At 48.7% G+C, this 26,764-nt stretch carries 14 protein-coding genes; 11 read left to right on the forward strand and 3 right to left on the reverse strand.

What is annotated here, in order from left to right:
• Positions 1-22: 22 nt before the first annotated feature.
• From BP71_RS31940 to BP71_RS31955, 4 genes are all read left to right on the forward strand, one after another.
• Positions 23-3,349, forward strand: coding sequence for a VCBS repeat-containing protein (locus tag BP71_RS31940; RefSeq protein WP_496385694.1), 3,327 nt, complete (start codon positions 23-25; stop codon positions 3,347-3,349).
• On the forward strand, positions 3,337-4,668 hold the full coding sequence (locus tag BP71_RS31945) for a vanadium-dependent haloperoxidase (protein WP_496385696.1): 1,332 nt from the start codon (positions 3,337-3,339) through the stop codon (positions 4,666-4,668). The genes BP71_RS31940 and BP71_RS31945 overlap by 13 nt, the downstream gene beginning before the upstream one ends.
• A 198-nt stretch (positions 4,669-4,866) precedes the next feature.
• The gene (locus BP71_RS31950) at positions 4,867-8,223 is read left to right on the forward strand and encodes a SusC/RagA family TonB-linked outer membrane protein (RefSeq protein WP_496385697.1); all 3,357 of its coding nucleotides are present in this window, start codon (positions 4,867-4,869) and stop codon (positions 8,221-8,223) included.
• A gap of 38 nt (positions 8,224-8,261) precedes the next feature.
• Positions 8,262-9,959, forward strand: coding sequence for a SusD/RagB family nutrient-binding outer membrane lipoprotein (locus tag BP71_RS31955; protein WP_496385698.1), 1,698 nt, complete (start codon positions 8,262-8,264; stop codon positions 9,957-9,959).
• A gap of 122 nt (positions 9,960-10,081) precedes the next feature.
• Here BP71_RS31955 and BP71_RS31960 read toward each other — a convergent pair whose 3' ends face one another.
• A complete protein-coding gene (locus BP71_RS31960) occupies positions 10,082-10,612 on the reverse strand; it encodes a redoxin family protein (protein WP_496385699.1) in 531 nt (176 codons plus the stop codon).
• Positions 10,613-10,811: 199 nt separating this feature from the next.
• On the opposite strand from BP71_RS31960, the gene BP71_RS31965 reads away from it, so the two are divergent.
• A complete protein-coding gene (locus BP71_RS31965) occupies positions 10,812-11,381 on the forward strand; it encodes a hypothetical protein (RefSeq protein WP_496385700.1) in 570 nt (189 codons plus the stop codon).
• Between the two features lie 165 nt (positions 11,382-11,546).
• Here the strand turns inward: BP71_RS31965 and argH are convergent, their stop codons facing one another.
• Complete coding sequence (gene argH, locus BP71_RS31970) at positions 11,547-12,884, reverse strand: argininosuccinate lyase (RefSeq protein WP_496385701.1); 1,338 nt, start codon at positions 12,882-12,884, stop codon at positions 11,547-11,549.
• Between the two features lie 172 nt (positions 12,885-13,056).
• On the reverse strand, positions 13,057-13,563 hold the full coding sequence (locus tag BP71_RS31975) for a C40 family peptidase (protein WP_496385702.1): 507 nt from the start codon (positions 13,561-13,563) through the stop codon (positions 13,057-13,059).
• Between the two features lie 254 nt (positions 13,564-13,817).
• Between BP71_RS31975 and BP71_RS31980 the strand changes: the two genes are divergently transcribed.
• The 6 genes from BP71_RS31980 (at position 13,818) to BP71_RS32005 (ending at position 26,683) form a co-directional block, all read left to right on the forward strand.
• The gene (locus tag BP71_RS31980) at positions 13,818-14,984 is read left to right on the forward strand and encodes an AIR synthase-related protein (protein ID WP_496385704.1); all 1,167 of its coding nucleotides are present in this window, start codon (positions 13,818-13,820) and stop codon (positions 14,982-14,984) included.
• Positions 14,985-15,139: 155 nt separating this feature from the next.
• Complete coding sequence (locus BP71_RS31985; RefSeq protein WP_496385706.1) at positions 15,140-16,855, forward strand: PQQ-dependent sugar dehydrogenase; 1,716 nt, start codon at positions 15,140-15,142, stop codon at positions 16,853-16,855.
• 173 nt (positions 16,856-17,028) lie between these two features.
• Positions 17,029-19,419, forward strand: coding sequence for an ABC transporter permease (locus tag BP71_RS31990; RefSeq protein ID WP_496385707.1), 2,391 nt, complete (start codon positions 17,029-17,031; stop codon positions 19,417-19,419).
• A 526-nt stretch (positions 19,420-19,945) separates the two neighbouring features.
• Positions 19,946-20,839, forward strand: a complete 894-nt coding sequence (locus BP71_RS31995) for an SGNH/GDSL hydrolase family protein (RefSeq protein ID WP_496385708.1) — start codon at positions 19,946-19,948, stop codon at positions 20,837-20,839.
• A 197-nt stretch (positions 20,840-21,036) separates the two neighbouring features.
• Complete coding sequence (locus tag BP71_RS32000) at positions 21,037-24,753, forward strand: T9SS type A sorting domain-containing protein (protein WP_496385709.1); 3,717 nt, start codon at positions 21,037-21,039, stop codon at positions 24,751-24,753.
• A 274-nt stretch (positions 24,754-25,027) separates the two neighbouring features.
• Positions 25,028-26,683: a hypothetical protein gene (locus BP71_RS32005; protein ID WP_496385710.1), complete on the forward strand. Its 1,656-nt coding sequence runs from the start codon at positions 25,028-25,030 to the stop codon at positions 26,681-26,683.
• Positions 26,684-26,764 lie beyond the last annotated feature (81 nt).

The following is a 26,764-nucleotide window of genomic DNA, read 5'->3' on the forward strand; positions in this document are numbered from 1 at the left end:
ATAATTTCATAAACGGAATTGCATGGGTAAACTCTATTATCTGTTGTTTTTGCTGCCATCCCCCGTTTTTTCCCAACCTGTTTTCAAGAAGTTACCCGCCAAAGAAACCGGCGTTGGCTTTGTGAACAGGATCGAGGAGAACGATTCGCTGCACATTTTCCGGTATGAATATCTCTACAACGGAAACGGGATCGGAGTGGGCGATTTCAATGCGGATGGGAAGCCCGATCTGTTTATTTCCGGAAATACCGTCCCCAACAAGCTGTACCTCAATCGTTCCGGCGAAAGAGGTATCGCATTTGAAGACATTAGCCGTAAAGCAAAGGTGGAAGGTAATGGCAAATGGGCGACGGGCGTGAGCGTGGCGGATGTGAATGGCGACGGTTTGCCTGATATTTACGTTTGCCACTCCGGGTTCTATCGAAAATTGTCGGACAAGAACAATGAGCTGTTTATCAATCAGGGCGTCAAAGGCGGTGTGCCGGTTTTCAAGGAAGTGGCCGTGGAAGCAGGTTTGAATGCAATCGGGTCACAATCGACGCAGGCCGCTTTTTTCGATTATGACAAAGATGGCGACCTGGATATGTTCCTTCTGAACCACTCTAACCACACCGTCAATCCATTCCTGAATACCCGAGAAATGCGGGCGACGCCGAACCCTTATTTCGGCAACCGGCTTTTTGAGAATATCAGTGAAAAGGGAAAGCTCAAATTCCAGGATGTGACGAAGAAAGCGGGTATTATCAACAATGCATTGAACTTCGGGCTGAGCGTCGTGGTGGCAGATATGAATCAGGACGGCTGGCCGGACCTTTATTCTACGAGTGATTACACAGAGGTCGATTGCTATTACGTCAATAACCGGAACGGCACATTTACCGAGTCGCTGCGGAAGTCGTTTACCCACGTTTCGAAGTTTTCAATGGGCGCCGATGTGGCGGATTTCAACAACGACGGCCTGCCGGATGTGCTGACGCTTGATATGCTTCCCGAAGACAATCACCGGCAGAAGCTCCTCAAAGGGCCCGATGTGTACGATCAATACCATTTACTGCTCGATAGCGGTTACTACCATCAGAATATGCGGAATATGCTGCATTTGAACAGGGGAGTGGATGGAGCGGGCAATGTACGTTTCAGCGAAATAGGACAATTGGCAGGCATTAGCAATACCGATTGGAGCTGGGCGGGACTAATGGCCGATCTGGACAACGACGGTTGGAAGGACCTCCTCATTACCAACGGCTACCTGCGGGATTTTACCAATATGGATTTCCTGAAATACACCGTCGCCGACGAGCAAATGAAGGAAGCGGGTAAAGGGAATTTAAATTTCAAGACCTACGATCTGGTGCAGAAAATGCCTTCCAACAAGCTGAGAAACTATCTTTTTAGGAATAATGGCGCATCTGGAAGTTTTGCTTTCGAGGATGTTTCCGAAAAATGGGGCATGAATGAGCTGGCGGTTTCCAATGCGGCAGCCTATGCGGATTTTGACGGCGACGGCGATCTGGACATGATCATCTCGCACATTAACGATCCGGTTTCAATCTACCAGAATCAGACGAACAAAAAAGGCCTTACGCTACGTCTGCTCGGCCTGAATGCCAATTCGCAGGCGTTCGGCGCGAAAGCGCGCGTGTATGCGGGAGGGACCATGCAATATGCGGAGCTCTACCCGGTGCGCGGGTACCAGTCGACGGTCACGACCGATCTGCATTTTGGCCTGGGCAATGCCGGGAAGGCCGATTCGGTCAGGATCGAGTGGCCTTCGGGAAAAACTACATTACTGGCCAGCCAACCGGCGGGGCTGGTGGTATTGAAGGAAGCGGACGGCACCGATCCGAAGCCTAACATGTCCGCCACGACGCCTTGGTTTCATAACGCGGCTGCACGGGCGGGAATTGATTTTGTGCATCAGGAGAATGATTTTGTGGATTTCAAAGTGGAGGTACTACTGCCTTACCAGCTATCGCGACTCGGGCCCGCGCTCGCGAAGGGCGATGTAAACGGCGACGGGCTCGACGATGTGTTCCTGGGTGGCGCTTCGCACCAGTTTGGTGTGCTTTACATTCAGAAACAGGATAGTACATTCGAAGGCGCTGCTGCCCAGCCCTGGCGTCAGAATGTGGCTTGTGAGGAAGTGAATGCATTGTTTTTCGATGCCGACCGCGACGGCGACCTCGATTTGTATGTCGTGAGCGGAGGAAATGAGTTCGAAGAAAATGCGCCCGAATACCGCGACCATCTGTACCTGAACGATGGGAGGGGCGTTTTTCATGAGGAAGTACTGGCGCTGCCGTCTATGCGTAATCCCAAGCAATGCATTGCCGCAGCCGACGTAGATGGCGACGGAGATCTCGATCTTTTCGTAGGCGGCCGCGCAGTACCCGGCTCATTCCCGATGGCGGCGAGAAGTTATTTGTTAAGAAATGATAGCCAGGGTATTCATGTGAAATTCACGGACATTACAGCAGGCGTACCCGCTTTGCTGAACCCGGGAATGGTTACCGCAGCCGTTTTCACGGATTTAAATGCCGACAAAAAAACCGATCTGATACTCGCAGGCGACTGGATGCCCATCATGACTTTTAAAAATACAGGTACCACCTTTGAAAGTCAGCCGGTTGATGAGTTAAGGGATTCCGACGGAATGTGGGCCGCGATGGAAACCGCCGACCTCGATGGCGACGGCGACTTCGACTTTATACTCGGTAATGCGGGTTTAAACAATCAATACAAACCCACACCGGACCGGCCGCTGACGATCTATTATGATGATTTTGATAAAAACGGCGTAATCGACCCCGTTTGCACTTACTATATCGGTGGGAAGAGCTACCCCATGTTCTCCCGCGATGAAATGCTCGACCAGATGACGGCCCTCAAAAGAAAATACATCAGCTATACCTTATATGCGGACGCAACAATAGCAGATGTTTTTGGTAAAGAAGCCGTGGAAAAGAGCAAAAAAGTGTATTGCAAAGAGCTGGGAAGCATAGTGCTGGAAAATCTGGGGAATTTCAAATTCAAACGGCATGCGCTCCCGGAAGCGGTACAGTTTTCCAGGACGAGCAGCATTATCGCGCAGGATTTGGATGGTGACAGCAAGACAGACCTGATCCTAGCGGGTAATTTTTCGCCTTACCGCGTTCAGCTCGGGCCTTGTGATGCTTCGGTGGGGGCAATATTGAAGCAGGTAGCGCCTTTCCGTTTTGAAACCCTCTCTCCCGCCGCGACCGGCTTGTGGGTAGGTGGTGATGTCCGGAGTGTTGCTTTATTAAACAAAAAGCGTATATTGTTTACCGTTAATAACGATCAACCGGTTTTGCTCGAATGGAAAAAGTGATCCGGAATAGGTCCGTCAAATACCTTTCGTGCGCATTGTTTATGCTTGCGTGCGGGGATGTCGCTTGTGCGCAGCCGGCTACGGCTTTGCTGCACCGGGCGGAGCAAAATCTCACGCGGGTGATCGTACACGACATATTTTCGCCACCTGTTGCAAGCCGAATTTATCTGTATGCCAATGCGGCGGCCTACGAAACACTCATACACGGTCAGGAAGGCTACAAAAGTCTTTACGGGCAGGCTAACCAGTTTCCCAGGATCGAAGCGCAGAACCAAAAGGGGAATATTAATTATCAGTTGGCTGCCTTATACGCGTTTTTCAGGACCGGCGGACGACTGGTTTTTTCCGAATCGATGCTGAAAGACAGCTCCGAAAACATTCTTGCCAGCGTAGGCGAGCGCGACGAGGGAGTTTACCAGAATTCTCTGCGACTGGGAGAAATGGTGAGCGATAGCATTCTGGCATGGTCGGCGCGCGACAATTATGCTGCTACGAGGAAGAAACGCCGGTATGCGTACAGCAAGGAAAAAGGTAAATGGACACCGACACCTCCGGGTTACATTGATGCCGTCGAGCCCTATTGGAGCCAGATCCGCCCCGTTTCACTCGACTCCGCGGCGCAGTTCAAACCTGTTCCGCCCCCGGTTTTCGACACCGGGCCGGAAAGCACGTTCATGAAGGAGGTGAAGGAAGTTTATGACAGAACCCGTAACCTCGGCAAGGAAGAAATCCTAATCGCCAGTTTTTGGGATTGCAACCCGTTCTACCTCAATACGCAGGGCCATCTGAACTTCGCTACGAAGAAACTCTCACCGGGCGGGCACTGGATTTCAATTGCCGGACAGGCCACAGAAAGTATCGGTAAAGGCTGGATCGAATCGTCGGCGGTGTACCTGCTGACCTCCATTGCATTGTTCGATGGTTTCATCAGTTGCTGGGACGAGAAGTACCGCAGCCAGTTGATCCGGCCGGAAACGGTGATCAATGCCTATATCGATGAAAAGTGGCGGCCTTTGCTGCAAACACCCCCTTTTCCGGAGTATACCAGCGGGCATAGCGTCATTTCAACTGCTGCCGCGGAGGTGCTCGAAACGGAGTTGGGCGCGGGGTTTGTATTTGATGATTATACCGAAACTCCCTACGGATTGCCTGTTCGTCGGTTCCCCTCATTTGCTGCAGCAGCCGAGGAAGCGGCATACAGCCGTTTGTACGGAGGGATCCATTACCGGTCGGCCATTGTGAACGGGCAAAAACAGGGCCGGGGCGTTGGGTTACAGGTGATTCAGAAAATACGGTTAAAAAAACAAATAGGCAAATAGTCTATTATAATTGTATGTTAATTATTAATATTTTTTAATAAATGTTATATTTTTATTAACAAAAATATTTATTTTTGACATTACAATGCTTTTGATGTGCAAAATGGGATTCAGCATCGGCTGATACCCGGTCTTCGGATCAGAGTATGTAGTGCAGTTAACTTAAACTACCTAAAATTCCAATTTACCAAGTTTACCATGAGACAAAAGTGTACTACTTTAACACGTCTGGTAACATTGCTCCTCCTCCTCACTGGAAGTACCTGGAGTATGGCCCAAGACAGAAAGACCGTCAGCGGGACGGTGCTTGACAAGGATCAGAATCCTTTGCCCGGCGTTTCCTACCTTATAAAGGGAGGCAGCACAGGTGGCGCGACAGATGCCAATGGAAAGTTCAGCGTGGCTGTCCCTTCCAGTTCAGCAGTGCTTGTATTTTCATCCATTGGATTTGTTACAAAAGAAGTGCCGGTGGGTAATGCCACCCAATTGACCGTCAATCTTGAAGACGACAACAAAACGCTTAATGAAGTGGTAATTACCGGTTTCGGTATGGCGAAGGATGCGAGGAGATTGTCGTATTCTGCTCAGACCGTTGAGGGAACTTCTCTATCCCGCACCAACAATGCTAACCTTGTCAATGCCTTACAGGGTAAGATTGCCGGTGTGATGATCAACCAGGGAGCCAGCGGACCGATGTCTTCTTCAAGAATTCGTATTCGTGGAAATGCCTCTTTGAGTCCTAACACGCAGCCATTATTTGTAATTGATGGTGTTTTGATCCGTCCGGGAACTACCGGAGCCGACTCATGGGGTGGCCAGCAGGATTTTGGTAATATTATGAAGAACATCAACCCTGATAATATCGAATCCATGAGTGTGCTGAAAGGCTCGGCCGCCAGCTCACTTTATGGTTCGGAAGCATTGAATGGTGTTGTGCTTATTCAAACCAAAAAGGGAAGAGAGACAAAGGGACTTGGTGTTTCGTACAACCATTCGTCCTCATTTGAAAAGGCTTACAAAATCATTGATTTGCAAAATCAGTTTGGAGCAGGATTGGACCCGACTTTTTCAAAAGGAACGGATGGCGTTGATCAGGTGGATGCTAATAACTGGTTTTACTCTTACGGACCTGAATTCAAGGGACAGCAAGTTAGGGACACCGACGGCAGAATGGTAGAATGGAAAGCAAACGATCCAATCAGCTTTTTCAATACCGGAAAATATATCAATCACAACGTTGCTGTTGACGGCGGTAATGACAGGTCTAGTTTTCGGGTATCCTATTCAAATCTGTTTAACAGTTCGGTCATGCCGTCCGGTACAGAAATGAAAAGAAACAACTTCAATGTCAGGGCTACGCAGAAGATTGGAAAAATATTTAGTCTGGATGTGTCGGCGGATTATACCAGCAATGATCTTTTAAATCCGACGAATCAGGGAAGCAATTATAACCCTATTTTCAAGTTTGTATATTATCGTCCGAGGAACCTGGATATAGATTATTGGATGAATAACTATACGGACCCGACCGTTGGAGGGCGCCGGAGAGGTGCAAACGACCCATACAGTGTTACGGACTTTATGTGGGAGATCAATGAGCGCAAGAGAACGCGGAATGAAAAGATATTCCGGGGAAATATCGATCTGACAGCCCAAATTACACCCTGGCTGACTGCCTTGCTTAGAAGCAATCTGCAGAATGAGATTTACACAGGGGAATACAAGAAGCGTGGAGATGGTGCTCGTTTCTCAGGCAACGATGAGTACAGTACTTATGCCACCAATAATAACCAGTATCGTGTGCAAGGGCTGCTTTCTGCCGCTAGATCGTTTGGGAATGATTTTGAACTGAATTTTAGCGTGGGAGGGGAGACCAATAAAATTAATGGCGGAAGAGAATTTAAGAATGCTACCAGTGGCGGATTAAGGATTCCGGAAGTATATTCACTTTCCAATTCTATTAATGTTGCTACTGCAAGCGCCGCGCTTGTACCCTCTAAGAGAACAGATGCCGTGTATGCTTATGGTGATTTGACCTATAAAGGTATGCTGACCTTTAATGCGAGTTATCGTCGCGACTGGACCTCTACCTTGACTTACAAAAATGGAACCGGAGACTGGTCGTATGATTATCCTTCTGTGGGGCTTTCCTGGATTGCTACCGAGTCTATAAAAGGTGTTCCGTCCTGGCTGACTTTTGGCAAACTTCGCGCCAGCTTCGGATATACTGGTGGAGATACTGATGCCTGGAGTACAAACCGCACAGGTATTTACAATCCGGGGGATAATTACACGCTTCCTGACGGGACTCCGCTCGCGTCTTATGGTTTTAGAGACAGGACTTTGCCTAATGCAGGTCTCAAAAACCGCTTGGCACGTGAACTTGAACTTGGTACGGACATTCGTTTCTTCAATAATCGTCTGGGAATTGATTTTACCTTCTATAACAAAATCACAACCAACGAAATCCTCACTGTTGGTGTTCCTCAGGAGTCAGGATTAACAGGACGTATCATTAATGCTGGTAAAATCAGAAACCGTGGTATTGAAATTTTGTTGACTGCCACTCCGGTAAAAACTGAAAAAGTAAGCTGGAATACCTCTTTTAACTTCTCTCGTAATAGAAATAAAATACTTGAACTGGTACCGGGTGTAGACAGTTATGAATTGAGTTTGGCATTTGGAAATGACGTGAGGTCCATTGCCCGCGTGGGAGGAGATTACGGAACCATTACATCGTCGTATGCATATGCGCTGTATCAGGCGAAAGATGCGAGCGGAGCTAACATCAGCAGCCCATCGAACGGACAAAAGGTAATTGGTGCTTCCAGTAACGCTACTGATGGCTATCCTACCTATTTGCGGAGCGGTTCATATGGCCAGGGTTCAAGGGATCTGGGCACAATGCTTGAGAAGTTTCTCTTAAGCAATGTCAACAACGTGCAATACGGCAATTTCAATCTGACTCTTCAGGTTGATGCCAAAATTGGCGGGCTCATGGCATCTGGTACCCATCAGTATGGTTCGTCCAACGGAAGTTTGAAAAATAGCTTACCGGGAAGAAATGCTGCATTGGGAGGTGTAACCTTTACAGATGCATCGGGTAAAACACGCGATGACGGGATCATTCCGGAGGGTGTTTTGGCAGACGGCTACAAAGTTAGCGTAGATGGCAAGGAAATTGACCTGGGAGGAATGGCTTACTCAGAAGCTGTCTCGAAAGGTTATCTAAAGCCGATTCCAGCATATGCATATTATGAGAACCTGACGCAATGGGGTTCAGGTATCCGTGAATATTCGGTATTTGAAAACTCTTGGGTATCTCTTCGCGAAGTTTCTGTTGGATACAACGTGCCTTCCAGCCTGATCAACAAATTTAAGATTCAATCTCTAAGAGTAGGATTGGTTGGTCGTAACCTCGCTTACCTCTATATGACTGCCAAGGATGGCGTCAATCCGGAGGGATTAAAGAGCAATAATGCGGGAGAATTCGCTGAATATGGCGGTGCGCCATTCACCAGAAACCTTGGTTTTTCTGTAAATGTCGGCTTTTGATATACAGGATTTGTCGAAAAATTTGAACGAAAATAACAATGAAAATATATAATAAAATTCTTCGTACGACGGTACTGCTGCTAGCAGGAGTAATGTCGTCTTGCGACAAGCAGGACTTTGTCGACACGAACATTGATCCGGACGCATTATCTTCGATCCCACCGGAGAACCAATTCGCCAATGCCTCAAGGGCCATTCAGGGACAAGATTTTGAAGCCTTTTACGACTTCTATACCAGAATTATGCCATGGATGCAGTATGCAACGGATGTGCGTGGGAACCAGGGAGCTTTTACAACCAATGTGTCTAATTTCTCAAATCGCTATGGAGCCCTGTATAGCGCCGGCACACAGCTTACTGATATTGAAAAGCTGGTTGAAAAAATGGCTGAGTCGGAACAACCCAGGTTTGTTCATATGATACGCATCGCTCGTATCCTGAAAGCTTATTATGCTTTTTACGTATCTGACATTTATGGCAGTATTCCATATAGCGAAGCTTTCCAAGCTCGTTATGGCGGAACGTTAAAACCTGCTTATGATACACAACAGGCATTGTTTGCTAAACTTGACGAGGAAATCAAAGAAGCGGTATCGGTATTGAAACAAACTCCTGGTGCTCCTCAAATCGCGCTTGGGAACTACGATTCGTACTACAACGGGGCTACTCAAAAATGGGTTAAGGCGGGTAACGCGCTTCGATTGAGAATTGCACTCAGACAAATAAAAAGTGACCAGGCGAAGGCGACTGCCGTGATTGGCGAGATATTGGCAATGCCGGAAACTGATCTGATGAGTTCAAACGAAGATGGTTGGGTGTTTACAGGAAATAAATCATTCACCGAAGGCGGAAACTGGAACCCCACGAATTTAAGGGCTACCAAACCCGTAGTGGATTTTATGTGGGACAATAAGGATCCGCGCCTGGATGCATTTGTTGCGCCTAATACTTACAGCCAGGCTAATATCACGCTGCTCGTTGCGGATAAGCAATTACCTGCCGGAACTACTGAGCCTGCACGCAGATATTTGGGAAGCTACACCAGCCCGGACCAGGCGACGAACCCTGCAATCAGGGCCAGATATTACACTACCCGTACCGTGAAATCCGGGGAGAACTCGATCGTTGTTGATACGCTAAGCTATCTGCAGCCAAGATTATTCCGCCCGGCAGAAGCGGACGCCAGTGGTAAGGCAGGGACAGGATTGGTTTATATTCCGGTACTGACTTATTCTGACTATTGCTTTATGCGCGCCGAAATAGCTGCCCGGGGAATTGGAACTGGGGCCAAGGATTGGTATGAGAAAGGGATAGTAAGCTCCATTCAATGGTATGATATGATTGGTACAAAATCTCAGCTCACCAATTATACACCGGTTGCCCAGGCTGAGATTGATGCCTATTTGCTCAAACCGTCGGTTGCATTTAATACTGCCAAAGCATTGGATCAGATAGCTTCCCAAGCGTACCTGCATTTTTTGAAGCAGCCTTCTGAAGGCTGGGCTTTATGGAAACGTACGGGTTATCCGAATGCTACAAGTGCTGTTGCGTTACCTGTCCTGACAAACAATAACGCTGTACTGATCATTCCTCGCCGGGCACCACTTTCACTGCTTAATGAGAATGATCAAAACTACGCTAATCAAAAAGCGGCGTACGATGGGATGGCAGCGATTCCAGGTTTTGGAAAGGATCCACAGGATGCTACCGGCCGCGTTTGGTGGGATAAACCTTGATTATAAATTAGATTTAGTTAAATAGGTGTAAAGGGGCAGGCCATTTGGCTTGCCCCTTTTTTATACCCAATATCTTTGACATAATTTCCCGATACGCCCTCCGCCGAGCTCCATCGATCAAATCACTGATTGATCAAACATCCGATCGCCTCGGTCCTGCTTTTCAAAACCACTTCCCCATTCAATGCAGCCTCAATGGCGTTGCGTAAATAAAGCTCAGTGGCCTTTGTCCTGTTCTTGCCCAATGCATAGTACCAATTGTCGATGGCTCCTTTGTAAACAATCACGCCGGAAGAATTGATCAGCACAGCTTCCGGCATTACTGTGGCCTGGTAGCGTTTCACTTTTTGCAGGCCCGGATCCTGATACCCGGGAATGGTCACGTTGTATTTGGTAAGAAAATCCTTGATGTGCCGTCTGCTGACTGTTGCAACTGGAAAGACAGCCTCAAACCGAACCCCTTTCCCGGCGTATTGCGTGTAAATGCTTTTGATTTCGCGCATATAGGCATTGGAAACCGGGCATTCGGGGTCCAGGAAGAAAATGACTTTTACTTCTGTTGGCAGATGGCCGAAGTTTGCAGCAAAACTGTCACTGAAAAGTGTGATGTACAAACAGCACAGGACCACTAAGTTTTTGGAAAAGCTCGCCATAGAATCGATGATTACAGGTCACTCCGGGATGGGGACAGCCGGATAACTCGGCCTTAATCCCAACATAAAGATAGCGCATCAGATAGACTTAGTGAAATGCGTATTAATAGTATTTGTCAAATAAGAAATAGTTTGGATGTTTGTTTTAAAATACACTAATTGCTAAAACAAAACTTTCATTTCAAACAAACTAAAAACTATGAGAAGATTATTCTTTTTTGCAATTGTTTCTGCTGTTTTATTTGCTGGTTGTAAAGAGTCAATAAACTTAGAACTTCCAAATCCAGGTGAGGAACAGCAATTAATTTCCGGAAAAACAGCGACTGATAATGCGGAGGTTCGGAAAGTGATTGATAGTAATAGGCTTAGATCTAATACTTTAAAGAATGGGCGGACCGTTGCAGGAGCCACCTGGTATTTTTCACCGTATGGTTATGTATATACTACACCCGGCGGAGACTCGTATAATTCATCTGTTTATATTGTAAATAATAATAACTTCCCTATAACTGTCACGGTTTCAGGTCAATTGATCATAAGTAATGCGTCTTTGTCTGCCAGTACGTCGGGATGTTATTTTACGCAAACCTCAACCACCTCTGTAGACGTAGTGCTTGGCCCGGGTAATACCGGAACATTGTCTTTGAAAGCTTCTCTTAGAAATAGTGTTGCTGTCGAAGGCTTTTTACAAATTTCGCAAACAGCTCCTTTCCCATCACCTATTGCCGGATTCTCCGATGATTTTCTATATTTAATTAGAATAAGGTAGTCTTATTATAGGGTAGATTTAATTATTATTTGTATCAATTTTTAGCTGAAAAGAATAAAGGGTTTAACGAGCATTTTTTTTCGTTAAACCCTTTATTGTAGAATGATGCTGCTTTAAGCAGAGCCGTACACAAAACAATTTCAAAGAGAGTGCATATATACTGTTTTACCCCTGAATTAATCGGGTTAATGCGGAAGTAACCCGGTCATATTCAAAAGCCCCGATTTCACGTTCCATCCTGCCGCGAATTTCCTCTGTCTGCAAATTGCCGATACTGCCTTCATGGTTATGCTTCAACTCACGGGGTGCGATGTAGCTTCCGTCACCGATTTCGGCCCCGACCTGTTTATAAGCATCGCGGAACGGCACGCCGCCGATGACGAGCTCATTCACACGTTCCACACTGAAAAGCAGGTCGTATTTCGGATCATCCAGCAGATTTTGCTTCACTTTTATATGTTCGAGCATGAATGCTGCAATGTCAAGGCAATCGAGGATTTCGTCGAATGCGGGCATCAGGATCTCCTTCAACAGCTGCATATCGCGGTGGTAGCCGGAAGGCAGATTGCTGAGGACCATCGTTACCTCCATCGGAAGGGCTTTCATGCGGTTGGTCTTGGCACGGAGGAGTTCGGCAACGTCCGGGTTCTTTTTATGGGGCATAATGCTGCTTCCGGTTGTAAGGTCGTCCGGCAATATGATAAACCCAAAATTCTGGCTGTTGTAAAGACAAACGTCCATGGCCAGTCTCGAAACCGTTGCGGCCAGAGATGCGATTGCGCTCAATGCGGCCTGTTCGGTGCGGCCGCGGCTCATCTGTGCGTATACGACATTGTGATGCATGCCTTCGAATCCCAGCAGCGCGGTAGTAAGCTGGCGGTTTAGCGGGAATGACGATCCGTACCCTGCGCCCGAGCCCAGCGGGTTGCGGTTGGCCAGGCGGTAGGCTGCATTCAACTGGATCACGTCGTCGATCAGTCCCTCTGCGTAAGCGCCAAACCAAAGTCCGAACGAGGAGGGCATGGCGATTTGTAAATGCGTGTAGCCCGGCAACAGATCATTTTTATGTTCTTCCGATTTGCGGGTGAGCACATCGAAAAGCTTTTCGGTAGCCTGAACGACTTCAAACAGCCGCGCACGTGTGTACAGCTTCATATCCACGAGCACCTGGTCGTTGCGGGAGCGTCCGCTATGGATTTTTTTGCCGGTATCGCCCAGTTTGCGGGTTAGCAGCAGCTCTACCTGGGAATGGACGTCTTCGATGCCGTCTTCGATCACGAATTCACCGTCCGCAATCTGCTGGTAAATGGCTTTGAGCTCGGTTTTGAGCGCGGAGAGGTCGTCGGCAGTGAGCAGGCCTATGGTTTCCAGCATGGTCGCATGGGCAATATTGCCCAACACGTCGAATTCAGCCAGATGTAGGTCCATTTCACGATCGCGACCGACTGTGAAGCGCTCAATTTTTTCAGAAGTGACAGTATTTTCCTTTTGCCAGAGTTTCAAAATGCAGGGATTATAATGACGGGAAACGAAACATGATCACAAATTTAGATGATTCCGTCATCTTCGGATGACGGAGAGTGTTTTTTGTGATATAAGGCGGGGCTAAGTCATTAACCGTCGGCTTCAGTCGACGGAGGCGCCTGGCGAAGTAGCGAAGGAGAAAAGCGCTGCCTCACTCTATCATGCGTTTGATAGCAACAAACCGTTTGTGATAGTAAGACGCATTCAGCAGGTCGTACCGGATGCCACCTTTCCATGCGGAGTGGATAAATTTGACATAGCCAGGTGCGACTTCGGTGATAATGCCGACGTGCCCGATGCGCTTGCTTTTGGCGCTGTTGCCTTTGAAAAAGATCAGGTCACCCGGTTTGGCATCGTCGAGCTCCACGGACTCACCGTGCTCTGCCTGCGCGGCACTGGAATGGGGTAATGTGATATTCCACTGGTTGAAGCAATACCGGACAAACCCGGAGCAATCGAAACCTTTTTTGGAAGAACCGCCGGAGCGGTAAGGGATATGCAAATGCTTGGTGGCAAAGCCTACCAGCGATTGGATCGGGTTGAGTGTGTCTGCGGCTGCTTCCTGCACGGGGCGTGCCTGTGCGAAAGAATGGTTGGCGAATGAACTTCCTGCAAACAAAAGGGACAATACAACTACGGAACGAATCAAAAAATGCATGAAATTTAAGTGGGTTCAGGGCTTAAAATGGTCAAACAAGAGATTCTATGGTTTTTTGCTTGATTACCTCAGGTTTGTAAAGCTAACGACTTTTTGGCGGTTGTCTTATTTTAAAAAATTGTTAATTTTTGCAATTTTTTGTAAACCACTGATTTCAATAAATAAGGGATACTTTCATTAAAGTAAAGGTTTAAGCCCCCTTTTTGCCTACTTTTGTGGCAGAATCAGGATAGCTTACTAATCAATACGCTCAGATGAAAACTACCGACCGTTATCTCCAGCGCGGTGTCTCGGCTTCAAAGGAAGATGTGCATAAGGCCATCGAAAAGATAGACAAAGGGATTTTCCCCAAGGCTTTCTGCAAAATAGTTCCGGATACACTGGCGGGCGATCCCGAATATTGCACGATCATGCACGCGGACGGCGCCGGTACCAAAACCTCCCTGGCGTATTTGTATTGGAAAGAAACAAGTGATATCTCTGTTTGGAAAGGCATTGCCCAGGACGCGATCGTGATGAATACCGACGATCTGCTATGCGTAGGCGCGACCGGTCCGATGCTTTATTCCTCTACCATCGACCGGAATAAGAACCGCATTCCGGGAGAAGTGATCGCCGAGGTGATCAACGGTGCCGAGGAAGTGCTCGGGATGCTGCGTAGCTACGGGGTTGAGATTTACAGTACGGGAGGCGAAACGGCCGATGTGGGTGACCTGGTCAGAACTGTGACGGTCAATAGTACGGTCATTGCACGTATGAAGCGTTCCGAAGTCGTGGATAATGCCAATATAAAGGCAGGAGACGTGATCGTAGGCTTGGCTTCTTACGGACAGGCAACCTACGAGAATGAATACAACGGCGGAATGGGGAGCAATGGCCTGACTTCCGCAAGACATGATATTTTGGGCAAATACCTCACAAAATATACTGAAAGCTTCGACCCGGAAGTGAACGACGATCTCGTTTACAGCGGCAGCAAAAAGCTGACCGACGAAGTGGAAGGCGCGCCGTTGAATGTGGGGAAACTAATCCTCTCACCTACACGTACCTACGCCCCCGTGGCGAAGGCGTTGCTCGACGAAATGCGCCCGCAAATCCATGGCATGGTACATTGCAGTGGTGGGGCGCAGACAAAAATTCTACATTTTGTTGATAACCTTCACATTATCAAAGATAACCTGTTGCCAGTGCCGCCATTGTTCAGGCTGATTCAGGAAGAAAGTGGTACGAGCTGGCAGGAGATGTATAAGGTGTTCAATATGGGCCACCGGCTGGAAATTTACTTGCCGGAAGCATACGCAGCCAGGGTAATTGAAATCTCCGAATCTTTCGGAATACCCGCGCAGGTCATTGGCAGGGTAGAAGCTTCGGCAGAGAAAAAACTGACGATCAGCAGCGAGAACGGCACATTTTATTATTAGCAGATATCCACTTACATTGCATTCAGCCTCCGGACTTATCGTACCGGGGGCTTTTTTCTTTCGGCCGTTTATAGCGGACTTGTTTCAGGCACGACAATTGTAGTATAATTTCTATTGAAAAGTAGAAGTAGTGTATCTATTTAAATCTGTTAAATATGAAACATTTTATCCACTATAAAATACTGATGGTGAATGCGTTGGTATTTTGTTTCGTTGTGTCTGTTCTTCCTTTGCCGGCACAAACACCCGACGTCCGGTTTGGTGCGACGCCGGTGATATCGGGATTGACTTCGGCTATGGAATTGATACATGCCGGTGACGAATCCAACCGGATTTTTATTGCTGAACGGGCTGGAGTCATCAAAGTGTTTGAGCAAGGTGCGCTGGGAACGGCGATTGTTTTTCTGAACATGAATAGCGCGTCGCAGGTGGTTGCTACTACGGGAGAAGGAGGGTTGCTGAGCGTAGCCTTTCACCCGGATTATGCCAGTAACGGCTATTTTTATACCTATTACACCGATACAGCCGGTGATCTCGTGCTCGCAAGGTATACCGCGACCACACCGGCCGGAAATGTGGCTCTGGCATCGACCAGGCTCGAAATCCTGAAAATCCCGCATCCTGTCAACTCCAACCATAATGGAGGAGAGCTGCATTTCGGAAATCAGGACGGTTACCTGTACTTATCCACCGGAGATGGCGGGTCCGGGAACGACCCTAATCAGAATGGGCAGAACGCGGCGACGTTGCTGGGCAAAATTCTGCGCATCGACGTAAATTCTCCCGGTGGATCTGGCGTTAATTACGTAATTCCGCCCGGAAATCCGTTTGGCAACGAAGTTTTTGCACTTGGCCTGAGAAATCCTTTCCGATGGAGTTTCGACAGGCAGACCAATGCCATGTGGATTGGTGACGTGGGGCAGGGTAGCCGGGAAGAGATCAATCGCAGACCAGCGACGGTAACTTCCGGAGCCAATTACGGATGGAGATGCTTCGAGGGTGATATCCGGACGCCCGGGATTCCTATTACAGAGTGCCCCGACACAGTGGGTTATGTGAAACCGGTTTATACTTACCCTACAGGCAATACACGGGGAAGGTCTGTGATTGGTGGCGTGGTTTACAGAGGAACAGTCTGGCCGGCGATGCAGGGATACTATATCGGTACTGATTATTTCTCGGGGGATATTCACAAAATCAGTTCAGATGGGCTTGTCGCTGAATACCAGACGTCGACCCTTACCGGGATCACCGACATCGGCGAGGCTGAGTCAGGCGAAATATATGCGGTAACGGGAAGCGCCGTGTATGCCATCGAAGCAGAACCCGCTCTGCCGGTAACATTAGTGAATTTTTCAGGCGCTCCCAGTGCAGAAGGGGTGAAACTATCCTGGCAAACCTCCATGGAAACGGATTTCAAAGCTTTCGAAATCGAATACAGTGCCGATGCATTGCAATTCGAGAACGTTGGTAGTGTGCCGGGAGCCAATGCCTCAGGAGGGACCAGCTATGGGTTTTCTCATACCACTATCATAAAAGGGAATTTGTATTATCGCCTGAAAATGGTCGATATCGATGAAAGTTTCAGGTACTCCCGAATGATCACTGTGGGCAGAGGTATGGAGAAAGCCGGCGAGAACTTTGTAAGGCCGTCGCTGATCAGTACGAGTACAATGAATTTGTTGATTGAAGAACCATTCCAGACCGTGGAGGTCGTGAATACGGGCGGACAGGTAGTTGTGATGGAAAAAATAGGTGGCAGGAGCGGGCCGGTCAGCATACCATTGCAGGGAACCGCTTCGGGGATCTATATTGTGAGAATGGCCGGACACGACCGGATCGTACAGCAAAGAGTACTTGTTTTAAGATAAAAGATTGCTGAATGTTCAAAGCTGGACGGATTTGTTCGTATGCGGACAGGATAGAATTATAAAAATAGCGATAGCATTACCCAGAGGCCGTTTTTGACGGCCTCTTTGCTTTGGCAGGCTATTTATGCAACAAAACAGGAGTTATTCTTTTCAAAGCGTCAACCTGCCTGGATATGATTGGAAATTATTTCAAAACGGCATACCGTAGCCTGCAAAAAAACAGGCTTTATTCGCTCATTAACCTCACCGGCCTTACCTTGGGCCTGGGTGTGGCCATTACACTTTTCTGGATTGTGCGGTTTGAGTATAGCTTTGACCGTTACCACACCCATGCTGATCGTATTTACCGTATCAAATCGGTGGATAAGTATTCGGAGCCGCAGTCGCACGTGCACCAGACGATTATCAAAATGCTGAAAACCCAGTTTCCCGGTGTTGAAGCGGCAGCGAATCTGTACGGGTCGAACCCGACGACTGTACAGGTGGGACATGAGATTTACAATCAGGAGAATATCTTTTTTACGCAGCCTGAAATGCTGAAAATGCTGGATGTGACCTGGATTGCCGGAGCCCCGGACCAGTCGCTGAGCGCGCCGGGCAACGTGGTCGTCGATGAACAGACGGCCAAGAAGCTGTTCAAAGGGAATGCAATGGGAAAGACATTCCGTTACAACACGCAGACCGACCTCACCGTAACAGGTATCATCGGCAATTTCCCGGCCAACACCGAATTCCCGATGGAGATGATCATTTCCTGGGAAACCATTAAAAAGATCCAGCCGGATCTGGCCAATGAAGACAATCTGAGCGGAGGGGACTCGATGCACCAGGGATTTGTGATGCTGAAAAAAGGCAGCGCTCCCGGGCCGGTGAATACGGGGCTTACCCGTGCCCTCAAAGGAAGGGAGGAAGAAACCAATATCGTGTCGTTCGAGTTGCAGCCGCTGTCGGACATGCATTTCGACACAACTAAGGACCCTTACAACTACTCTATGCCGGAATGGATGCTTTACACGCTTACGAGCATCGGCGTATTCCTTATTTTTATTGCCTGTATCAATTTTGTAAATCTGGCCACTGTACAGGCCATTCAACGCAGCCGCGAGGTAGCCGTACGAAAAGTCCTCGGTAGCGACAGGTGGCAGCTGATCGCCCAGTTCTTTGGAGAAACAGCCATACTGGTTTTGATAGCGACCATTCTGGGTGCGGTGCTGGCTGGTCAACTCGTATCCTATTCATCCCAGTTATTGAACACGAATGTGGACGGTTCGGCGGTGTGGGGCACGGAAACGGTTGCCTTTCTATTCTTGCTGGGAGTCGTAGTCACCTTGTTCGCCGGGTTTTATCCAGCGCTGGTGTTGTCCGGCTACCAACCCGTAATGGCATTGCAGAACCGGTTTTTCCTGCCTGCTGCACGCGGAATTTCATTGCGCTCTTCGCTGGTCGTTATGCAGTTCATGATTGCCCAGGTGCTGGTGATCTGTACTTTGCTTGCCATGAAACAGATCCGTTATTTCTATGAAAAGGATCTTGGGTTCGAGAAAAGCGGTATTGTTACTGTTACAATGCCGGATCGGAGCGGCGTGTTGCGCGAGCGCTTCCGACAGCAATTGAAACAACATCCAGAGGTCCGCGAAGTTGCATTTGGTCTCACGACGCCGGCTAGCAAAAGGAACCACTGGTGGAGTACCGTACGCCATGTGAATTTGCCGGGTGGAGAGGAAGTATTCCGCATTCAGCATGTGGATACCAATTACTTCAATTTCTTTCACGTGCCCCTGGTGGCGGGGAGGATGCTATCCGCCAGTGATACTGTAAAAGGCCCGAAGGATGCCAGGATCGTCGATGTGGTAGTCAACGAAAAGGCAGTTCGTGATATGGGTTTTAAAGACCCGGGGAAAGCACTCGGGCAACAGATAGAAGTCTGGGGAATGAAGTCGGCCATTGTCGGAGTGATGAAGGACTACCATTCGGAGGACCTCAAAAGTAAATTGATCCCACATGTGTATATGTACGCGGGTTGGAACTTTCAGCTGGCCAGCATTCGCATCGACAACACAAAGAAACGGGAAGCATTGGCGCACATTGGTCAGCATTGGAAGGCCCTCTTCCCGAATCATTACTATGAGCCCAAATTTCTGGAAGACGATATCAAAACATTCTACGACAGCGAGCGCAAGCTTTCTAATTTTCTTCAGATTTTTGCTGTGATCGGCGTTCTGATCGGCTCCCTGGGATTGTTCGGTCTCGTATCTTTTGTTGTAACCCAGCGAACCAAGGAAATAGGCGTCCGGAAAGTCCTCGGCGCCACGGTTTACAGCATCGTGGCACTCCTTTCCCGCGACTTTCTGAAACTGATGCTGATCGCATTTGTAATCGCTGCGCCGGTGGCCTGGTATGCCATGCAGCACTTTTTAAAAGAGTATACCTATAAAATTGACATCGGAGCCGGAGTGTTCGTGCTGGCCGGGGCGCTTTCCGTAGGAGTGGCCTTACTGACGATTAGCTTTCAGAGTATCAAGGCGGCATTAATGAATCCGGTGAAGAGCCTGAGGTCGGACTAGGACGATCTTCGGAATGGAGAAATAAGTATTAAGGTAAACCTCGGCCATCAGAAATCTGCACTTTAATGGGGCCTGGTCAAATTCTTTGGTAAGACCGGGTCCTGTAACCAGCCTTTGAAAAACAGACAGTCCGAAAGTATCACTTTCGGACTGTGATCATTATACAACCCTAAAACCCAATTTATTTATTAGAAAGTCAAATTTGGACAGGTCAAATATAATGGAAATATTCCATATAAATGGACATAATCCAATATATTTTATCCGGATTTGCTGGCTTCCAAGAAAAATTTTTGCATTGTGTAATGCAAACCGGAAGCAATGGAATGATTGTTGCAATTGGATCTTTCGAAGGCCCGTACAGGCATTCGAAAAAAAATCAGCACACGTTCCATTCTTGAAAATGACTAAAATTCAGCACCCCCGACCTGGAAACAGCAATGAAGCTTTAACAACCCGCAGACACTTTGTTCGTCAATCTGGGGTGGCCATTGCATCCACAATTTTTCTGACATCCTGCGATGGTTTGTGGGATAAAATAATTCCTTCCAAAAAAGACAAGCGGGACAAGACGCTTGCATTTTTCGGAGATAGCCTCACAATCGGCACGGGCGGCACTGTTCCGTATGGGAAATGGGTCGGTGACGCGTTTCCGGAAAGACCAGTGGTAAATGACGGTATCAATGGCCAGATCGCATTGTCCATCGCGATCCGGCAGGGCGGGGTACCGGTAAAAATTTCGATAGCAGGGGCTCAGTTCAAGGGGACGGAGCCGGTGAAAATTACAAAGCTCAGTAACGAATTTCTGTCTACGCCGATTAATACCAACGTATATACCCGTACGGGCACACTCGCGGGAGTGAGGTGCACGGTTACCCGTAAGGCCTCACCCGAGCAGGGGGAAGTATATTCGGTGGAACCGGTATTGGAGAGTGTTGCAGAAGTACCGGACAATTCCATATTTGAGTTGGATGACGCCATACCCCTGCGGACTGCGACACAGATTTTATGGTATGGGCGAAACAACATCGGACAAGCTCGTTCGCAGGACGATATACTTTCGGCGATTGCAAGTTCGGTCGACTACATCGCCACGCCGAGGAGGTATCTGATACTGGGTATCCTCCTGGCAACTCCTGAGAATAAAGGAACAGCGAACTATGATCAGGTTATTTCGATCAACAACAGGCTGGCTGCATTGTATGGTGAAGCCTTTGTGCCGATGACACCGCCAACCGCTTCAGAAATGAAGGAGATTGGATATGAACCCGGGGCGCAGGACCAGCAGGATATCGATAAGATGAATTGGCCAAGGGGACTTCGTCCGGCCGACCGATCCGACGAAATACACCTGAATGATAAAGGCTATCAGATCGTTGCGAACCGGGTGGTCCGGAAAATCAAAGACTTGGAGTATTGAGCAGAGCAGCTCGCGGAGGATTGCTTGTCTGTATCCGGCCTTACCCGTTTCTGCAAGCTATTCGATCGCAACAGACAGAATAGTGAGGGGCGAAAATGGCTGGGTTATCCGTAAATAATACCCCGATGGGGGTATTGCGACTCTGTTCAGGTTATATGGATTTTTGAGTGTAAATCCATATAACTATTACCTCCTCTATGAAGAAAAATCTACGCCTGCTATTATTTTTTACTTTATTGACACTCGTTTGTCAAGTTTCTCATGCTCAGGTAAGCAATATCCCTGCTCCGAATGGCAGTGGTACGTTTGGGGGTTATGTTGCAATGCTCAGTAATGGCAATTATGTGCTCGCTGACCCTAAGTATGACAAGGATGGGATTACAGATGTGGGCGCTGTGTATTTACACGATGGGCGCAACCACGCCGTGATAAGTAAACTGACTGGCAGTACCGCCGATGACCAGGTAGGCCTGGGCGGAATCGTGGCCTTGCCCAACGGGAATTTTATTGTGCTTAGTTATCAATGGGCAAATGGGAGTGCTGCATTGGCTGGCGCAGTCACATGGGTGAATGGTGCCATTGGACTGAACGGAGTTGTAAGCAGCGCCAATTCGCTTGTTGGCGGCACTGCCAACGATCGGGTGGGAAGTAACCACATTACAGTTTTGCCGGGCGGAAATTATTTGGTCAGCAGCAGTAATTGGCATAATGGTGCAGCCGCAAATGCAGGTGCAATAACATGGGCCAATGGCAGTACCGGTATAAGCGGGCTTGTCAGCGTCGGTAACTCTCTGGTGGGAACATCCGAAGAAGATCTTGTTGGGTGGGGTGGAATACAGGTGCTGGGGAATGGCAATTGTGTTGTGGCTAATTTTTTCTGGGACAATGGCGGCCTATCAGATGCAGGCGCCGTGACGTGGATTAACGGCTCGACAGGTATAGCCGGTCCGGTCAGCGGTGGGAATTCTCTCATTGGCAGTTCGGCCAATGACCGGGTTGGAAGTGAAGGTGTCACTAAACTTCCAAACGGAAACTACGTCGTGAGAAGTCCTTCCTGGAAAAATGGGGCTAATGCATCCGCAGGTGCGGTTACCTGGGCAAATGGCGGGACAGGACTCACAGGACCAGTCAGCAGCGCAAACTCACTTGTGGGAACGGCGACCGGAGACCTGGTAGGCAGCGAACAGATCACGCTGCTTGCCAATGGGAACTATATTGTGGCCATCTCAACCTGGGATAACGGCCCGATCGTTGACGCAGGGGCTGTCACATGGGGTAATGGCTCAGGCGGGACTTCCGGTGTGGTTAACAGCGGCAACTCGCTGGTGGGCGCCCATCCTGAGGATCGTTTGGGAGGCTTTGGCAGCGTGTTGGCGTTGACCAATGGCAATTACGTCGTTTTGAGCCCTTATTGGGACAACGGTTCGGTGATTGACGGCGGTGCCGCGACATGGGGGGATGGGTTATCGGGGATAAAAGGGGCGCCGAACAGCAGTAACTCTTTGGTAGGCGCAACCGCCTACGATCGCACCGGCTCATACGGGGTCGCCCTGAAAAACGGGAATTATGTCGTTTGCAGTTATGGTTGGAATAATGGTGCAGCTACAGATGCCGGAGCTGTAACCTGGGGAGATGGGGCGTCGGGTGTAGCTGGCGTGGTAAGTGCGGATAATTCAATCGTTGGTTCGTCCAGCAGTGACTATGTGGGAAGCAATGGGGTAGTTGCTCTTACCAATGGTAATTATGTGATCCCAAATATCTATTGGAAAAACGGTACCGCTCAGGGGGCAGGGGCTGTGACGTGGCGTAACGGCAGCGTGCCAACGAGCGGATTTGTGGATGCAAATAATTCGCTGGTAGGTACACGCGCTTCTGAAAATATCGGTGATGGCGGTGTTACGGAGCTTGCCAATGGGAATTATGTTGTATCAAGCAAGCGTTGGGGTTCCGAGACGTCATATTCAATGGGAGCTGCCACCTGGGCGAACGGTATGACGGGTGTGTCGGGTCCTATCTCTGTCGAAAATTCAATCCTAGGGTCAAAAGACGGCGATCAAATTGGCAGTCAGGGAGTCATAGCCCTTCCCAATGGAAATTATCTTGTGATCAGTCAGTACTGGGACAATGGAGCTGTACTGAATGCAGGTGCCGTCACGTATGGTGAGGGAACAAACGGAACGGTTGGCTATGTGAGCAACAGCAATTCGCTGACAGGTTCCTCAGCCAATGATGAGGTGGGGAACAAAGGCATTACATTACTTCCAACCAGTAATTATCTGGTCAATAGCCGTTCCTGGCACAATGGCGCCATGACAATTGTCGGTGCCGTTACCTGGTGCAACGGTTCCACCGGGTTGACAGGTGCGGTAAGTGCAGATAATTCTCTGATAGGCTCATCGACATACCAGGGGGTCGGTGCCGGAACCAATGCGATTCTGACTAACGGCAATTATGTTGTAGTCAATAACGAGTATTCCACCTGGGGGAGTGGCACTAAAGGAATTTCTGGTGTGGTGACATCGAATAATTCGCTGGCAACGGGAGTTGAAACTACCATCTTAACACATCCCGACGGTAATTATACGGCCTACACTACGAATTCTAACCCTATCACCTATGTACGCACGGTCAGGTCAATTACTTTGGCAAATGGGGTTACAGGTTCATCAGGAGCATTGAATAACTGCAACAGCGTTTTTGGAGGCCCGGCAATCTATTTTGCGCCGGCGTTGTATAACCCGCAGTTCAAATATCTGGTCATCGGTAAGGGAGCAGAAAACACTGTAAATATCCTTGATCCGCTTGCCTCAGCACTGGCCAACACATTGGACGAAAGTAACGTCAGCATCGCAGGCTCCGGAACAGCTGCCCTAAAAATCAAATCGGGCTGTCGTATAATCGGTACCATCCAGTCCGAAGGCGCGAATCCTGTCAGCGGGGCGGTTGATTCAAAAGTGTGGGTCGAAAGCTCCGTACCTACTTACGGAGGAGAGCCGTTCGTCGCCCGCCACTACCAGATCACCCCGGAGCTTAATGCCGGAAATGCAACAGGGAAAATCACATTGTATTTCACCCAGCAGGAATTCGACGATTTCAATGCACATGCCGGAAGCACCCTGAATTTGCCTGTCAGCGGGTCCGATGCGGAAGGAATCAGCAATTTGAGAATTGGTAAATTTGCCGGTACCAGTGGAGACGGAACCGGTTTTCCGGGCTCCTATTCGGCTGGGGGCAATTCGGTGCTCAACCCCCAGGATAGCGATATCAGCTGGAATGCGATGCTCAACCGCTGGGAAGTCAGCTTCGCAGTAGCGGGTTTCAGCGGCTTTGTCATTCAAACCAATTCCGAGGCTTTGCCGGTAACGCTCATCTCCTTCACGGGTAAGCCGGTCGAAAAAGATGCCCATTTAAAATGGAAAATCGCCGAGCCAAAGAATTTCAGCCATTTCGAATTAGAAAGGAGTTTGGATGGAATGCATTTTGAGATGATGCAGAAAATAACCTTTGATGAGCTTAAAACGGAGTATGAAGCGGTGGACATTAATGCTGCACACATTCTGGCCACGGGGAGTCAACGTTATTACCGCCTTAAGATGAAAGACCAAGACGGTACATTTACGTATAGCAAAATGATCGCCGTTGATTTCGGAGACATTGGTCAGGACGCTGGCATCTATGCCTACCCCAATCCATTTTTCAATCATTTTTCTGTGAATCTTTCCGGCCACAATGGCGAAACAGTACAAGTGGATCTGAGAAATCAGAAAGGGAGCGTATTGTTACGGCGAACGATCACGGTTCGAAATAATAAGCTGGATTTCGACTTCGATGAAAGTAAAATTCCTGCGGGGATCTACATTCTTCACGTAAGTTCGGCCAGCGAGAATATCAGGGTAGCTGTTGCCAGGAAGTAATGCGGCATTACGGACTGATGGCCTGCTGCCATCAGTCCGCTTCGTGTTGATTGAACAGAGAATTACTTATTGCTTGACAATACGACAGGACTCGGTTTTTGCACTCTCACCGATCCTGACCACATATGTGTGAGTGGCTGCTCGCACCCATGAAATTGTGGGTTGGACCGCTCTCCCGGACAAGTCAGCCGCAGTTTGTTTCTATAATTACATCGAGAGAGTAGCGGGTCGGGCAATCCTGCTTTTTTGAAGTAGAGACAACTAACCTGGCCTTATGAAGAAGTACTCGCTGCTGATGTTCCTTTATTTAATCTGCGTCCTGGTGACGCTGGGGCAGAATAAAGGCCCGCTTGAAAATGTAGTGATCACCTCGCAAGAAGGGAACACCCGGGTGTCCGCCGGTGAAAACGGGGCATTGCATGTGAATGTATCCCCCAAAGATGTTGCTAAGCACAAAGCTGCCGGATTGGTTCGCTACGGCAACTTCGGTGCCAAAGGCGATGGCAAAGCTGATGACATAGACGCGATCGCCGCAACGCACGCATTTGCCAATGTGCATGGCCTTGCGGTGAAAGCCGATGATGGAGCCACCTACTATATTGGGGGGAGAGTACGCACGGCCGTTATCCGGACCGATACCGATTTCGGCAAGGCGGCCTTCCTGATCGATGACACCGAAGTGGAAAATCGCAATGCCTCTGTTTTTATGGTTAGTTCAGGCTTTAAACCGTTTAACCTGAAAACGATAGCTTCCCTTAAGAGGAACCAGAAAAAAGTCGACGCGTCTTTACCCGGTCCCTGTCTGATCACCGTCACGAATTCTAATGTAAAGCAATACATCCGCTTTGGGTTGAACCAAAACAATGGGTCTTCTCAGACCGATATTTTTGTCGTCGATAAAAACGGCAATGTCGATATGAACGCTCCGATCATCTGGGATTTCGACCAGATCACGGAGATCACCGCCCTCCCCATCGATGAGAAGCCATTGAAGATCACGGGGGGACGTTTCACTACTATTGCCAACAAAGCGGAATCAAAGTATACCTATTATGACCGGAATATCGCAATCCGGCGGTCCAATGTGCTGGTTGAGGGCCTGGAACACCGTATTACGGGGGAAGGAGATCATAGTGCGCCTTATGGAGGCTTCATCAACATCGGCGATTGCTCGTATGTGACGGTAAAAAACACCGTCCTGACCGGGCACCGGACCTATAACACGATTGGGGCGGCTGATAAGCCTGTCTCCATGGGCAGTTATGACCTTTTGGCTAACCGTGCGCTCAACGTATCCTTCGTGAATTGCAGCCAGACCAACGACATCAACGACAACACCTACTGGGGCATTCTGGGTTCTAACTTTTGTAAGAACCTTCTTTATGACCATTGTATCCTCTCCCGGTTTGATGCACACCAGGGGGTTGCCAATGCTACCATCCGCAACTCTACCCTCGGGCATATGGGGATCAATGCCATTGGCAGCGGACTCTTATTGGTGGAGAATTCCACCATTCGGGGTAGGAGCATTGTTAATCTGCGCCCCGACTATGGCAGTACCTGGCAGGGCGAGCTGGTGATCCGCAACTGTATTTTTGTGCCCGCTGGCGGCAAGCCGGTGAGTGCCTCGCTGATCAGCGGCTCCTATTCGGGCCAGCACGATTTCGGCTACACCTGTTATATGCCAGAGCGGATCACCATTGAAAACCTCCGTATCGATGACTCCAGGCACCCGGACAATTACCAGGGGCCAGCTATTTTCGCCAATTTCAACCCGGAACTGACCGACAATTCCTACCAAGAGAAATTTCCTTATGTTAAAACCAAAGAAGTCATTCTCCGGAATGTTACTACTACCAGTGGAAAATCGGTGCGGGTAAGCGATAATCCCTTTATGTTTAAGGATGTGAAGGTTAGCGTGGGGCAGTGACGGTTTGTCTTTCGACAATCTGTCCGAGATATTCGGTTCTCCTTTTCTGATCAATGTTTTTGGGGCGAGTTTTCGGTAGTT

Source organism: Dyadobacter ginsengisoli DSM 21015 (genome assembly GCF_059568735.1).

Excerpts from the sequence above, each read along its gene's own strand:
- BP71_RS31945 (WP_496385696.1), top strand. The coding sequence starts at position 3,337 with ATGGAAAAAGTGATCCGGAATAGGTCCGTCAAATACCTTTCGTGCGCA.
- BP71_RS31955 (WP_496385698.1), top strand. The coding sequence starts at position 8,262 with ATGAAAATATATAATAAAATTCTTCGTACGACGGTACTGCTGCTAGCA.
- BP71_RS31940 (WP_496385694.1), top strand. The coding sequence starts at position 23 with ATGGGTAAACTCTATTATCTGTTGTTTTTGCTGCCATCCCCCGTTTTT.
- BP71_RS31965 (WP_496385700.1), top strand. The coding sequence starts at position 10,812 with ATGAGAAGATTATTCTTTTTTGCAATTGTTTCTGCTGTTTTATTTGCT.
- BP71_RS32000 (WP_496385709.1), top strand. The coding sequence starts at position 21,037 with ATGAAGAAAAATCTACGCCTGCTATTATTTTTTACTTTATTGACACTC.
- BP71_RS31960 (WP_496385699.1), bottom strand. The coding sequence starts at position 10,612 with ATGGCGAGCTTTTCCAAAAACTTAGTGGTCCTGTGCTGTTTGTACATC.
- BP71_RS31980 (WP_496385704.1), top strand. The coding sequence starts at position 13,818 with ATGAAAACTACCGACCGTTATCTCCAGCGCGGTGTCTCGGCTTCAAAG.
- BP71_RS31985 (WP_496385706.1), top strand. The coding sequence starts at position 15,140 with ATGAAACATTTTATCCACTATAAAATACTGATGGTGAATGCGTTGGTA.
- BP71_RS32005 (WP_496385710.1), top strand. The coding sequence starts at position 25,028 with ATGAAGAAGTACTCGCTGCTGATGTTCCTTTATTTAATCTGCGTCCTG.
- BP71_RS31990 (WP_496385707.1), top strand. The coding sequence starts at position 17,029 with ATGATTGGAAATTATTTCAAAACGGCATACCGTAGCCTGCAAAAAAAC.
- BP71_RS31950 (WP_496385697.1), top strand. The coding sequence starts at position 4,867 with ATGAGACAAAAGTGTACTACTTTAACACGTCTGGTAACATTGCTCCTC.
- BP71_RS31975 (WP_496385702.1), bottom strand. The coding sequence starts at position 13,563 with ATGCATTTTTTGATTCGTTCCGTAGTTGTATTGTCCCTTTTGTTTGCA.